A 12,799-nucleotide genomic window follows, 5' to 3' on the forward strand; every position below is an offset into this window, starting at 1 on the left:
TGGCTCAAGCACAAAACTTGGGGACTAAGCAAAAATCTGTGTTAATCTGAAGAGGAAAATTTTTCGGTCTTTCACTCCGCGAAGCTGCATTCTGAAGTTTTTTATTTTGAATTATTCCGCACTTACATTTGTGCTTCTTTTTATAAAGTAATTCAGAATATCATTGTAATGCTGGGTGATAGTTCGGACCAAGCGCAAAACTTGGGGACTAAGCAAAATTTGGATCAACTGGATGTTACTGTATCCGAAGAGTAAAGGATTCATATCCGCCGCGGCGGACACGGGTTCAATTCCCGTCTTCGCTACAAGGTTAGGGTGATTTTATTACTTATTTTCAGTAATATTTTCACGGCGGCGGAAATTTTTATACAGTTTTCGCCGTAAATTTATTTAATGGTTTCGGATTTAAATTCCGACCTTCACTTTCCCGGCTTTGGTCGGGATTTTTTTATGGATTTTGTTGTTTACATTTTATATTCTAAAAAATATAAGAAACAGTATGTCGGCTTCACTTCTGATCTGATAAACCGTTTTCATTCTCACAATTCACTTTCCACCAAAGGATTTACCTTGCGATACTGTCTCTGGGAAGTTATTTATGTGGAGTTTTACAATTCGAAATCTGAAGCTATGGCTCGTGAGAAATTCTTCAAGTCAGGAGCAGGGCGGGATTGGATCAATCTGAATATTGCTTTTTCCGACGAGTAAAGGATTCATATCCGCCGCGGCGGACAGGGTTCAATTCCCGTCTTCGCTACAAGGTTAGGGTGATTTTATTACTTATTTTCAGTAATATTTTCACGGCGGCGGAAATTTTCATGCAGTTTTCGCCGTAAATTTATTTAATGGTTTCGGATTTAATTTCCGACCTTAACTTTCCCGGCTTTGGTCGGGATTTTTTGTGGAATTTGCTGTTTATATTTTATATTCTAAAAAATTTAAGAAACGGTATGTCGGCTTCACTTCTGACTGATAAAACGTTTTCATTCTCACAACTCATTCTCCCACCAAAGGATTTACCTTTCGTTATCGGCCTGGGAAGTTATTTAAATGGAGTTTTACAATTCAAAATCTTAAGCCATGGCTCGTGAGAAATTCTTCAAGTCAGGAGTCGCTTTGGAAACATTAAATATTTGAAAAATTTGAAAAAAATAATTTGGTATGTTATATGTCATACGGAGCACTTTTATAAAATTTTAACACCAAAATCGTAATGGATCCCACGCTTCATTACTGTTACTGCAACCGATTGTTCTTATGATGCCGAAATTTTTCAGGTTAATCGAAAACATGGCAAATAATAGGTATTTTTATTTTTTTTATCAGGATAAAAGTTATAATTTTACACTGTTTTAAAAGAGGCGACAGTCTTGCTTAAAACTAAATTTTTTTTCATCATTTGTGTTTAGAATCGTATTGCAAAATGCGATTCTTTTTTTATGCTTTCACGGGTGAAATTCTTTCGAAACGTACCATTAATTCTACAAAATATGAATACGTAACGCTTCCTTCCTGCTGATTGCTTTTTAAGAAAAGGTCGTTGCTGACGCCAAAAAAAACTTCCAGAAAACCTTCGTGCTCTTTATTGAATTTATGTTCTTCGCGCCGGTCTCTCTGCATCCCAGATGAATATTGGCTTAAAATAGTTTTGACGAAATCGGGATTTTTTTCAGCCAGAGACCGAAGCAGGGATTTTAATACAAAATATTGCGTACTGTATCTTAGATCTGCATTGTTTGCCTCTCTGCCGACAAGATAACCGATGAAATTCGCTTCCTGTTCCCGCGCAAACCCAAGTTGATGCGAACTTTCGTGCGCCAGTGTAAACGGCTGGTAAGTCGGTGGAAGGTCTGAATTATACTGCGCTTCCGCTGTAAAAGGATTGTAGTAACCCAAAATTCCGGTGAAGCTCATAATACCTTCAAACAGGCTTGGTTTTAACGAAAGAATTCCGGTGCCGTGTTTTTCTATATTTAAAAAAGCGGGAAGTGTCGATTGGTTCTTAAGGATTTCTTTCTTAAGCTCCCTGGCATTAGTGAGTATAAAAACACCGTTCGGATCTTCAGCGACTTGCTCCCGTGTTTGTTTACACAGTTCCAGATATTTCAAGGCTAAAGATTTTGTTTCATCGAGCGTTATTTTATCTGTAGGCATTCTCTTTAAAAGTGGCGTCTGAAAATAAAGCAATCCCCAAAAGACTTGATACAGAAAATAGAAGACATTAAATGTAATCAGCGCAAGCCTGAGTGCCTTTTTCCGGTTTTTATTTCTTAATATTTTTAAAAAAAGCAACAAAAACCAGACTCCCGTTGCCAGATACAAAATGTCGCCCACCGAAAATGGAAATACAGAAAATATCTTTTGATGGACTGTTTTCTGCACTTCGAAGAACTTTTCAAACAGAGAAATACATAATTCACTTTTTGAAAAAATAAAGAACAAAAGAAATTGGGCAAGTAAAAAACCTGCCCAGAATCTGTTCCTTTGAAAAAGCTTTTTTCCTTTAATGGTTGCCTCCATTTTTTACATGATCAAGTGAAATTCCCTGCGCTTTTAAGATTCCGCTTACGCGAACCGCGTAAAATGCCAGATAGGCGAAGCAGGCCACACCCACAATATAGCTAACATGTATGTTCGTCATGTCAGCCAAAGTTCCCTGTATCCAGGAGATAATTCCGCCGCCCATAATCATCATGATCAAATAGCCGGAACCCTGGTTGGTATGCTTTCCCAGACCGTTGATCGCCAACGCAAAAATACACGGCCACAGCGTGGAACAGAACAAACCCACACTGGTGAAAGCGTACACAGAAACCATACCGGAAGTCATCATTCCGAAAACCAGAGCAAGAATCCCCATGCTGGAAAATATTAAAAGCATCCGTGCGGGATTTCCCTTACTTAAAATGTCGCAGGCGATCATCACCAATATAATCAAGCCGTAAATATAGAAGTGTGAGAGGTCATGCTTGGCGATCGCATTGACCAGAAGAAAAACTCCAAACGCCAGATATGGCGCTAAAAAACGAAGTATTTTCTTGACTCCTGCACCGAAATCGAAAGCATCAACAGCGCCGGTCCAACGCCCGATCATAAGTGATGCCCAATACAATGAAACATAGGGCGCAATATCTTTGGTCGAAAAGCCGAGTGACTTTTCCATATAAGCTGGTAAATTACTGGCGGTAGAAACTTCTACGCCCACATACACAAAAATGGCGATCATGCCCAAAACAAGTTGCGGATATTTCAGGGCAGAAGTCCGGTGGTTGCCGCCAATTTCTTCTGCAGGATCCTCCTGGATTGTAGGTGTGATCTGTGGCAGCGAAGAAAATTTCAGCAACACGGCTACAAGAATAAATGCTCCACCCAAAACCATATAAGGGATCTTTACAGATTCAATGCTTGCTTCGGTATTTGACGCGGTAGCTGAGCCAAAAATGGTAAATGCCACAATTAGCGGTCCAATGGTCGTTCCCAGATTGTTGATTCCACCGGCCATCGTCAGTCGTTGTGAACCTGTCTCCGTAGGCCCGATTTCTATGGCGAGCGGATTGGCTACAATTTGCTGTAACGAAAAACCAAGTCCTAATATGAAAAGGCCGGTGATCATTAAAGGAAAAGATCCTAGATTGGCAGCTGGATAAAACAGCAGCGTACCCGAGGCAGAAATAAGAAGTCCGACAATCAGTCCATTTTTATAGCCGATCCTGTTTACAAGATCCTGTTTCATGGTTTTGGACACAAACATATAAATCAGTGAGCCCACAGTATACGCCACATAAAATGCGACGGAAACCAGCTGGCTTTGACTTTGTGTAAGATCGAAGGCTTTTTTGAAAACAGGAATTAAGATATCGTTGCTCGCGGCAACAAATCCCCAGAAGAAAAATACGGTAACTAACGGTATGAACTGTCCCCAGTTAGTCTGCTTAGTGTAAGTTGTTGACATTTATTAAAAGTTTCTTTAAAACAAATATAACAATATAATCTCCTTATTTGGTCTCCAGTACTTTTTTAATTTGCGTGTGCGCCGCGCTTTTCAGTTCTTTGGTTGTTTTGCCGGGTTCCAGGATATCGGTGAGGTATACCTGCACTTTTCCCGGGAAACCTTTGGAATAGTCAAACGGGAACATTTCCTTTAATCCCACAAATGCAAAAACTGCAAGAGGTGAGTGGTGTTTTGATGCTAAAATAAAAGCACCGTCTTTGAAGTCATCCAGAATTACAGTCGGATCGTCGGGCACGCCACCTTCGGGAAAGATCACAATACTTTGGCCTTCTTCCATACGTTCGGCGCAGCGGCGGTATACATCGGCGCGGCTTTTTGCAGAACTTCGGTCCACCATCACGCAGATCCTTTTATAAATCGTGCCGAAAATCGGAATTTTCACCAGCTCCTTTTTGCCGACATAGCAGAGCGGGTGGCGCGGCATCAGAATGCAGGGCAGCATCACATCCATTATAGAAGTGTGGTTTGAGATAAAAACGTATTGTTTGCCGGGATCAATTCTGGCGTTCGCAAGATTGTGGAGTTCGTAGCGGAAGCCCATCCCGTAAAACATGCCGAAACACCAGAACCGGATAAATTTGTAGGCGTATTTATAATGTTCTTTGCGAATGGATAGGAGCAGCACAGGAATCCCCATAACCACAGTAAGTACAGCACCCAAAAGTACCATCCATCCGCGCCACATATAATTTAATATTTTACTCATTAAGAATTTTAAATAACTGATGCGGCAAAAGTCCACAATCTAACCATTGAATATCACTTTCTTTTTTACGCTGTAATTTAATATGGAAACAAGAAGTATGGCAGAAATCTTACTGAGCATTTCGCGGCTGAATACAAAGATTCCCGCATCAATATGATCTGCAAAAACAAAACGGAAGAAAATCTGGAAGAAACTTAAACTTACCAATGTAGAAATTGCAGAGATAAACATGAAATAAATGAATTCCTTTTTTTTCGAATGTTTGCCGCGCTCGAAAACAAACCAAATGCTTAAAAAATAATTGGTAATGATCCCGCAAAACGTGGAAAGTATATTACTCAGCGGGAAATGCACCCCATGAAAATTCTGCTCGCTGGGGAAAATCTGCGGCAGATGTATGCTGAATATTTTGAAAGACCCTATCTCTATCACCGCGCTGATTCCGCCCGCCAGGGCGAAAAATAAAATCTGTTTCTGTCTTAGTAAAAGTTCCTTCATATTTTGGCTGGCACAAATTTAAAACTATATGTTAAACAATCAGAAAAAGCTGTTAAAATATTTTTTTGTTTCGATTTAATGGCTACATTTATTTTCCCAAAGCGAGAGAATATACGATAAATTGGTCCTGATCAGGTTGGTACAATCGGCACTTATCGTACAGAAAAACAGTTACAACGGCACTTCCTAAATTCTTAAAAGTAAAATTGACCATGACCGCACGCAAACCCTTCCGAAAGTTTAGTCCGAAACAAAAGGAAATCGAGGAACTCGAGAAAAAATGTCCCAAATTCAAACGGATCTATTCGGAATATGAACTGATCAATGATGAACTTTGGACTGTACAGACCGACAGTGCGCACAGTATTCCCGATGATTTTGTGGAGGCTATGAAAATTCAGTCAGATTATCTGGAACATGCGATCGATGATCTGCTGCTCGAGGAATACCATCTCCCGCAATAAGCCGCGGAACTTTTTCGTCTTCACTTTTGTTGGAGCAGAAAACACGTTTAAAAACCGTCCACCTATTTTATTTCGTTAAAAGAAATGTAATTCGCCGAAAATTTTTTTTAAGATTTCAAGTTGTACCTTTCAGTTCGCCGCGGCTTTCTTTAATTCCCCATATTCGTGCTTTTATCGAATGTCTCTCTGGCAAATCTACTATAATGCACTTGCGTTGATGAAGCGCACTTTATTTCAAATCAATAAACATTTCAATTTCGAGTCGCTTTTCCCGTCTGGATCTGGCTTAATGTCTGTCTGCGTTTTTAAGTATCTTTGCAGAAATTTTCAGTTCATTACCTGAACTTTCGCGTATGTTATGAAGATCAACCTTGCCCAAAACAAAAACTTAAAACTCTTCAAACTCATTTCTGAAGTTGCAAAAGATAACAACCAAACTGTTTATATTGTCGGCGGCTACGTTCGTGATTTGCTGATGAAAAGGCAATATCCCACAGACATTGATTTTGTAACCGAAAGTAACGGAATTGACCTGGCTAAAAAAGCAGCAGCCCGGATAAATCCAGGAACCAAGGTTTCTGTTTTCAAAAATTACGGTACCGCCATGTTCCATTACAAAGGTCTCGACCTTGAGTTTGTGGGCGCCCGCAAAGAAAGTTATGCGGAAAACTCCCGAAATCCCTCCGTTTCGCCCGGAACGCTGGCAGATGATCAGAAACGCAGGGATTTCACCATCAATGCGCTGGCGATTTCCCTTAATCAGGAAAATTTTGGCGAACTGCTTGATCCATTCGACGGGGTTTCCGACCTTCACGATAAGCTGATCCGCACACCGCTGGAGCCGAGCCAGACTTATTCCGATGATCCTTTGCGTATGATGCGCGCCATTCGGTTTGCATCCACACTCAATTTTCAAATTGAGGACAAATCTCGGCAAGCCATAAAAACTGAAGCTTCCCGCATTTCCATTATTTCGATGGAGCGGATCATGGTGGAATTTAACAAAATCATGCTCAGTGAAAAACCTTCGAAAGGTTTAAAACTGCTGGAGGAAACCGGCCTTTTACAGCACATCATTCCCGAACTTACGGCATTAAAAGGTATTGAAGAGGTTGAAGGCCAAACCCATAAAGATAATTTCTGGCATACCTTAGAAGTCGTTGATAATATTTCCAAACATACCGACGATCTTTGGCTGCGCTGGGCGGCCCTGCTTCATGATGTAGGAAAAGCACCGACGAAAAAGTTTGTGGAAGGCAGCGGCTGGACTTTCCACGGTCACGAGTTTTTAGGCTCCAAAATGGTGAAATCGCTTTTTCACCGGCTGAAATTGCCGCTGGGTTCTCATATGCGGTATGTGCAGAAACTCGTAAAACTGTCTTCGCGGCCGATCGCACTGGTTGATGATGACACCTCGGATGCAGCATTGCGCCGTCTGCTGTTTGATGCCGGCGAAGATCTGGAGGATCTCTTCACTTTGTGCAAAGCCGATATCACTACAAAAAATTCCGCCAAGCAGACAAAATTTAAAAGAAATTTTGAGGAGGTAGCCATAAAAATTAAAGAAGTCGAAGAAAAAGATCACGTCCGGAATTTTCAGCCGCCGATCTCGGGCGAGGAAATTATGGAATTATTTGGCCTGAAACCCGGCAGGGAAATCGGGATCTTAAAGGAAAAAGTTAAAGAAGCCATCCTGGAAGGCGAGATCGCAAATGATAAGAACGAAGCACGCGAATTTGTCATTAACCAGGGGAAAGAGCTCGGGCTTGTCTGCTCCTGAAACCGTGAAACAATGAAAAAGCCCTTTCAAAAATAGGTTTGAAAGGGCTTTTTGCTGGTGCGTTTACCGATTAATTCTTGTAGAAACCGTTGGTTCCGATGCCTGTAGTCAGCGTTTTAAGTAAAGTTCCGGATTGGTTGTAGATCCGCACTTTGCTGTCTGAGCTGAAGGTAGGATCTGCAATGTAAATGTTCCCATTAATTACATTAAAACCATATACGTTATTGGCAGTTGCCGTAAACAGTTCATTTGCAGCCGTGCCGGTAACGCTGTACACTTTATTCTGCGCAGAGATCAGGTACAGTTTGTTGTTTTCGAGCGCTAGTTTGGTGCCGCCCGCCACGTTATCTAAAGTAATTTTTTGTGCAGTACCTGCCGAGGCTGCGATCTTGTAAAGGTTTGTACTGCTGTTATTGGATGTTAATACGTACACAAAACCACCTTCAGCGGCCATATCTTTAATGATCAGTTCGTCATCAAGTGTGATCACTTTGTCAACTTCATTTGTAGTTGCATTAATTCTGGTGATGGTGTGTCCTGTGGGCAATTCGTTGTAATTTGTATCATAGGTAGAACCGTCCGTCTGTACATATACGTAGTTGCCGGAGGCTGCAATTTTTTCGGCGTAACGGTCGAAGTTGATGCTTTTTACAAAAGTATTGGCATTGTCGTAAATATTCACTTTTCTCACGCTGAAGAAATCGTTGTTGGTAATGTATGTGTTCTTATCTGTAAAGGCGATATATCTCGGCGTGCTCAGGTTGGAGGTGATCGTGCCGGTTTTTGCAAAAGTGTAGCGGTTTACGATTTCCACTTTATTGGGTACATTCAGGACAAGATAAGCCAGGTCATCTTTGAAACCTACCGACTGGAAAACATTTCCCAGCGTGGCATTGCTGTTATTCGTTGCAAAGATATTGTCTTCCTGCGTCGTAAGATCGCTGCTCAAAAATGAGACACTGGAGGTGGGCGTAGAAAATCCGCCTTCGTTAGTAATGAGGATGCCGTTTTCATACGCGCCTTTGGGTTGCTGCGGTGTAATCGGATCATCGTCTTTCCGGCAGGAAACATTAAAAAGTAAAGTTAGCGCAAATGCTGACGCCAGGATTTTTGGAAATTTCATATAATAATTATTTAAAAGTTAATGAACAGATTTGCGCTGTAATTCCTTTTTGGTAAAGGAAAGAAAGCGGTGGTTTCGTAGATCTCGTCGAAAATATTATGAACTTTGAAACCGAGTTTATAGTGTGCTGCAAGTGTAAGATTAATTCCGGCATTCGCAACAAAATAGGAATTGATTGCCGCAGATATTTTACTGTCGTCCGTGGTATAGGTGAGTCCGTTGAACAGTCCCTGAAAGAATATTTCCATGAAATCATAACGGTAAACAGCGCTGCCGTAAATTTTATGTTGCGGAACGTAGGAGAGAAAACGGTTGGTTTCCAGATTTTTCGAATGGGTGAAAATATAGCCTAAAGAAAGTTTTGTGGTGCTTCTCCCGAAATCTTTAGCAAAATCGAGCTTAGATTCAACACCATAAGATTCAACTTTATTTGTATTGACAGGTGTCCAGACGCCTTTGGAATTCTGTAGCCAACGGATCATATCGGTGATGTAGATGTAATAAGGAGTGACATTCAGCCTGAAATCACCATACTGAAACTGATTCCCGAGTTCAGCCTGGTGAGAAATTTCGGATTTCAGATTTGGGTTACCGGCGGGTTTCCAGTAAAGGTCATTAAAGGAAGGATATCTGAAATTTTTCGAGAAATTCAGAACCACGTCATACCACTTATTCACCGCGAGTTTTCCCGAAAATGAATAGAGTATCGGTGTGGCAATTCCTTCCACGAAATCTTTTTTAAGGCCAGCTTCGAAATTTATGATTTTCACCGGATTCCATCGCACTAAACCTGCTGCGGAACCCGCATTTCTTTGAACAGAAGAAATTCCGGACTGAAAACCTTCAGCTTTGTTGAGCTGGTAATCGCCGATGAGGTTGAATGCAAATTTATCGCTGAAAATGTAGTTGAGATCGTTTTTCGCCAGATAGACTTCTGAATTCCCGCCACTGCTTTTGGGCTGATCAATATGGTCGAAATACTGAAAATCATCCTGCAAATATGCGAGTTTGAAACTGTTCGTGATTTTTTTGCTTTTAAAATCCCACGAAACCAAACTGCGGAAACTGTCGGCAAAATATTTCGTTTTTGTATAATCTTCTGAGCGCACAGGGTAGTGCTGAATTCCATCGTAAATCTGGGTTTGCCAGGAAATCGTGTTGTTCCGACCGACCATATAAGCCGCGCCCAGATTAAAAGTGCGGTTGTTATACGCACCGTTCAGGTTTCGGTAATCTTTTTCGGGCACTTCATAATCATTGTCGCTTGTTACAAAATTACCTGAAACCTTTACTGATAATCTTTCATCGCTATAGGAAGTTTTTAAAAAAGAATTAAAAGTATTGAATGAGCCACCTTCCAGAAAAAAGCCAGCGTTGAATCCTTTGTTAAAAGCCAGGTCATTATTCAAATGAATGGTGCCACCAATCGCGCCACTGCCGTAAATTACGCTGCCGCCGCCGGACTTTATCTCGAGCTGATCGTATCCTAAAAGATTTAAATTATTGATGTCGCCCTGGCCCAGAAAAACCGAGTTGATATTGATACCGTTCCAGATAAAAGCTGTTTGCTGCGCCGTGGTACCGCGGAATGAGGGCGAAGAAACCATGCCGCGCCCGTTTTCTTTAATATAAACCGGCGACTGAAAACGCAGAACTTCCGATAGATTTGCTGTGTTTTTCAGAAAATCTTCCTGTTTTAAAGTTTCGATTTTCTGGAATTTTCTGGAATTCTTTAACTGACTGTCGAAAATATAAACCGTGTCGATTGTCTTCTCCTGAGCAAATCCCAGAGAAAAACAAAACATCAGCGCCGCAGAAAAGTGGTGTTTTACAGTCATTATTAAGGCCTTTCCTCCGAAAGCTTTTTCTAAGTTAACGCCTGGCAGTAAGGTCTCCTGACTTTCACAAAACTGCACCTTCCCGATCGCTCAGTGGTTGTATGGCAGTTTCACTAATGGTGATTTACAGTTGCGGGGACAGTTTGTGATTTGCACACAATTCCCTTTTCTACAAGCTCTGCAAAAATAGGAGTTTGTGTGGTATAAACAAAAGATTTTGAGCCTTACTTTTTTGCGGGCTCTGCAGACTCTGTTTTGTTTTTCAGATATCGGTAGGTTTCAACCTGCGAGCGGATTTTTTCAGGGCCGCCTTTTACATAATTGTTGCTCAGTTTTTTATCCAGGATTCTGGCTTTTACATTGTCGCTGAGCTGAATTTCGAGAAGGTCTTTGATTTCTTTCTTAAGGTTTTTCTGGGTGATCCTTGCGGCTGCCTCTATACGGTAATCAAGATTCCGGGTCATCCAGTCCGCCGATGAAATGTAGATATCTTCATTGCCTTTACCGTAAAAATACATCACGCGCGCATGTTCCAGATATTCATCAACAATACTGATGGCCTCAATTTTATGTTTAAAATCCTTCTGATTTACAGCGCAGTAAATCCCGCGGATGACGAGTTTGATGACGACACCGGCTCTTGCGGCGTCGTACAATTTGCGGATCAGCGTGCGGTCGCTCAGTGAATTGGATTTAATGATCATCAGCGCTTTTCGGCCGGCTTTGGCTTCCTCGATTTCTTTGTCGATATGTTGTATGATCTTTTCGCGCATATAAGTCGGACAAACCACCAGACTTTTACAGGATTTCAGCGCCGCAACGATATCTGATTTAGGCTTTCGCAGGACATTGAAAATTTTATTGATGTCTGCCATGATCGTTCTGTCCGAAGTCATCAGCAGATGATCGCCATAAATTTTCGCTGTTTTTTCGTTGAAGTTTCCGGTGCTCACAAATCCGTACTGAATGGTTTTGTTCTGCACGCGTTTTTTGATCACACAGAGTTTGGCGTGAACTTTCTTGTTCGGGATGCCTACGAGTACTTTTACACCTTCTTGTTCCAGGATTTCCTTCCATTGCAGATTACTCTCTTCATCAAACCTTGCGCGGAGCTCCAGCATTACGGTAACTTCCTTGCCGTTGCGCACTGCGTTGATGAGCGTATTGATGACTTTGGAATGACTGGCGAGGCGGTAGGCCGTGATCTGAATGGATTTCACGTCGGGATCCATAGCCGATTCCCGCAGCAGGTCGATTACAGGCGTGAACTTATGGTACGGAAAAGACAGCAGAATATCTGTTTTCTGAATTACGTCGGTCACCCGTTTTCCTACTGTTTCGGGATGATCGAAGGAAGTTCTTTCGACGGGTTTCCTGTACGTTTCGAAAACCTCGGGGAACTCCATAAAATGGCGGAAATTGTGGATTTTGCCACCCGGAATGATGCTGTCTTTTTTGGTGAGATGTAGTTTCCTGATGAGAAATTCAAGCAAAGCCTTATCCATTTCCTTATCGAAAACAAACCGTGTCGGTTTACCTTTCCGGCGAGATTTTATGCCTTTTTCAATTTTTTCGGCGAGAGTCGTTTTTATATCGTTGTCCAGATCGAACTCCGCGTCTTTGGTTACTTTAAAACAGTGCGCCTCAAATTCCTCATATCCGAAATAAGAAAAAATATGTGGAAGGTTGTAGATGATCACGTCCTCCAGCAGCATGACCGCTTTTTCACCTTCGGCGGATGGCAGGAGGACAAAACGCCCCAACAGGCGCGAGGGAATTTCAATGATTGCAAACTTACTTTCGTACTGCAACTTCTTTTTGCGCATGGCGACACCCAGATACAGCGATTTGTCCCGTAAATAGGGCATCGCCGAATTTTCATTTAACAGAATTGGGATGACATTGCTTTCCACGACCTCATCAAAGTAACCGCTCACGAACTTTTTTTGGGCGGCATTCAGGTTTTTAGAATTTTTAATGAAAATATGCTGAGCGGCCATCTCTGCCTGGATCTTATGCCAGGTTTTGTCGAAGTTCTGCTGCTGGCGGATGACGATCTCGTTGATCCGCTGCAGGATCTTTGTGGGCGGCTGGTAAAATGATTCGGTAATATATTTGTCTTTAAAATCCATCGCGCGCTTCAACCCCGCCACACGCACGCGGAAAAACTCGTCGAGATTATTGGAAAAGATCCCCAGAAAACGGATGCGCAGATGCAGCGGTACACGCTCATCCATCGCTTCCTGCAACACCCTTTCATTGAAGGCGAGCCAGGTAATATCTCTGGGGTTGTAAATGTTTGCCATTTTAAGTTCTGGGATTTCCTCAAAAATAAGGAATTCCCACTGAACTATTACAGGTCTGAGGCTTGGGACGGT

At 41.9% G+C, this 12,799-nt stretch carries 10 protein-coding genes and 1 riboswitch; of the genes, 3 read left to right on the forward strand and 7 right to left on the reverse strand.

What is annotated here, in order from left to right:
* Positions 1-393: 393 nt before the first annotated feature.
* A complete protein-coding gene (locus H562_RS0106570; protein WP_233701980.1) occupies positions 394-708 on the forward strand; it encodes a GIY-YIG nuclease family protein in 315 nt (104 codons plus the stop codon).
* A gap of 729 nt (positions 709-1,437) precedes the next feature.
* Here the strand turns inward: H562_RS0106570 and H562_RS0106585 are convergent.
* Genes H562_RS0106585 through H562_RS0106600 form a run of 4 tightly spaced genes read right to left on the reverse strand, consistent with a single transcriptional unit; the run spans position 1,438 to position 5,216 of the window.
* Positions 1,438-2,520, reverse strand: a complete 1,083-nt coding sequence (locus H562_RS0106585) for a DUF3810 domain-containing protein (protein WP_027376773.1) — start codon at positions 2,518-2,520, stop codon at positions 1,438-1,440.
* Entirely contained in the window at positions 2,504-3,952 is a 1,449-nt protein-coding gene (locus H562_RS0106590) for an MFS transporter (RefSeq protein WP_027376774.1), read from the reverse strand. Before H562_RS0106590 ends, H562_RS0106585 begins: the two co-directional genes overlap by 17 nt.
* A gap of 43 nt (positions 3,953-3,995) precedes the next feature.
* Positions 3,996-4,718 (reverse strand): lysophospholipid acyltransferase family protein, encoded by a 723-nt coding sequence (locus H562_RS0106595; RefSeq protein ID WP_027376775.1) that lies wholly within the window; start codon positions 4,716-4,718, stop codon positions 3,996-3,998.
* Positions 4,719-4,757: 39 nt separating this feature from the next.
* The gene (locus H562_RS0106600) at positions 4,758-5,216 is read right to left on the reverse strand and encodes a GtrA family protein (RefSeq protein ID WP_027376776.1); all 459 of its coding nucleotides are present in this window, start codon (positions 5,214-5,216) and stop codon (positions 4,758-4,760) included.
* A 212-nt stretch (positions 5,217-5,428) separates the two neighbouring features.
* On the opposite strand from H562_RS0106600, the gene H562_RS0106605 reads away from it, so the two are divergent.
* Entirely contained in the window at positions 5,429-5,680 is a 252-nt protein-coding gene (locus tag H562_RS0106605; protein WP_027376777.1) for a hypothetical protein, read from the forward strand.
* A gap of 358 nt (positions 5,681-6,038) precedes the next feature.
* Positions 6,039-7,460, forward strand: a complete 1,422-nt coding sequence (locus tag H562_RS0106610) for a CCA tRNA nucleotidyltransferase (RefSeq protein WP_027376778.1) — start codon at positions 6,039-6,041, stop codon at positions 7,458-7,460.
* A gap of 70 nt (positions 7,461-7,530) precedes the next feature.
* On the opposite strand, the gene H562_RS0106615 is transcribed toward H562_RS0106610, so the two are convergent.
* The 3 genes from H562_RS0106615 to ppk1 form a co-directional block, all read right to left on the reverse strand.
* Positions 7,531-8,583: a hypothetical protein gene (locus H562_RS0106615; RefSeq protein WP_027376779.1), complete on the reverse strand. Its 1,053-nt coding sequence runs from the start codon at positions 8,581-8,583 to the stop codon at positions 7,531-7,533.
* Between the two features lie 11 nt (positions 8,584-8,594).
* The gene (locus H562_RS0106620; protein WP_027376780.1) at positions 8,595-10,421 is read right to left on the reverse strand and encodes a TonB-dependent receptor plug domain-containing protein; all 1,827 of its coding nucleotides are present in this window, start codon (positions 10,419-10,421) and stop codon (positions 8,595-8,597) included.
* A 33-nt stretch (positions 10,422-10,454) separates the two neighbouring features.
* A riboswitch (cobalamin riboswitch) is annotated at positions 10,455-10,641 on the reverse strand.
* A 4-nt stretch (positions 10,642-10,645) separates the two neighbouring features.
* Complete coding sequence (gene ppk1 / locus H562_RS0106625) at positions 10,646-12,727, reverse strand: polyphosphate kinase 1 (RefSeq protein ID WP_027376781.1); 2,082 nt, start codon at positions 12,725-12,727, stop codon at positions 10,646-10,648.
* Positions 12,728-12,799: the final 72 nt, after the last annotated feature.

It is taken from the genome of Kaistella palustris DSM 21579 (assembly GCF_000422265.1).
Taxonomy (GTDB): Bacteria; Bacteroidota; Bacteroidia; order Flavobacteriales; family Weeksellaceae; genus Kaistella; species Kaistella palustris.

Excerpts from the sequence above, each read along its gene's own strand:
- H562_RS0106615 (WP_027376779.1), bottom strand. The coding sequence starts at position 8,583 with ATGAAATTTCCAAAAATCCTGGCGTCAGCATTTGCGCTAACTTTACTT.
- H562_RS0106605 (WP_027376777.1), top strand. The coding sequence starts at position 5,429 with ATGACCGCACGCAAACCCTTCCGAAAGTTTAGTCCGAAACAAAAGGAA.
- H562_RS0106590 (WP_027376774.1), bottom strand. The coding sequence starts at position 3,952 with ATGTCAACAACTTACACTAAGCAGACTAACTGGGGACAGTTCATACCG.
- H562_RS0106595 (WP_027376775.1), bottom strand. The coding sequence starts at position 4,718 with ATGAGTAAAATATTAAATTATATGTGGCGCGGATGGATGGTACTTTTG.
- H562_RS0106585 (WP_027376773.1), bottom strand. The coding sequence starts at position 2,520 with ATGGAGGCAACCATTAAAGGAAAAAAGCTTTTTCAAAGGAACAGATTC.
- H562_RS0106610 (WP_027376778.1), top strand. The coding sequence starts at position 6,039 with ATGAAGATCAACCTTGCCCAAAACAAAAACTTAAAACTCTTCAAACTC.
- H562_RS0106570 (WP_233701980.1), top strand. The coding sequence starts at position 394 with ATGGTTTCGGATTTAAATTCCGACCTTCACTTTCCCGGCTTTGGTCGG.
- H562_RS0106600 (WP_027376776.1), bottom strand. The coding sequence starts at position 5,216 with ATGAAGGAACTTTTACTAAGACAGAAACAGATTTTATTTTTCGCCCTG.
- ppk1 (WP_027376781.1), bottom strand. The coding sequence starts at position 12,727 with ATGGCAAACATTTACAACCCCAGAGATATTACCTGGCTCGCCTTCAAT.
- H562_RS0106620 (WP_027376780.1), bottom strand. The coding sequence starts at position 10,421 with ATGACTGTAAAACACCACTTTTCTGCGGCGCTGATGTTTTGTTTTTCT.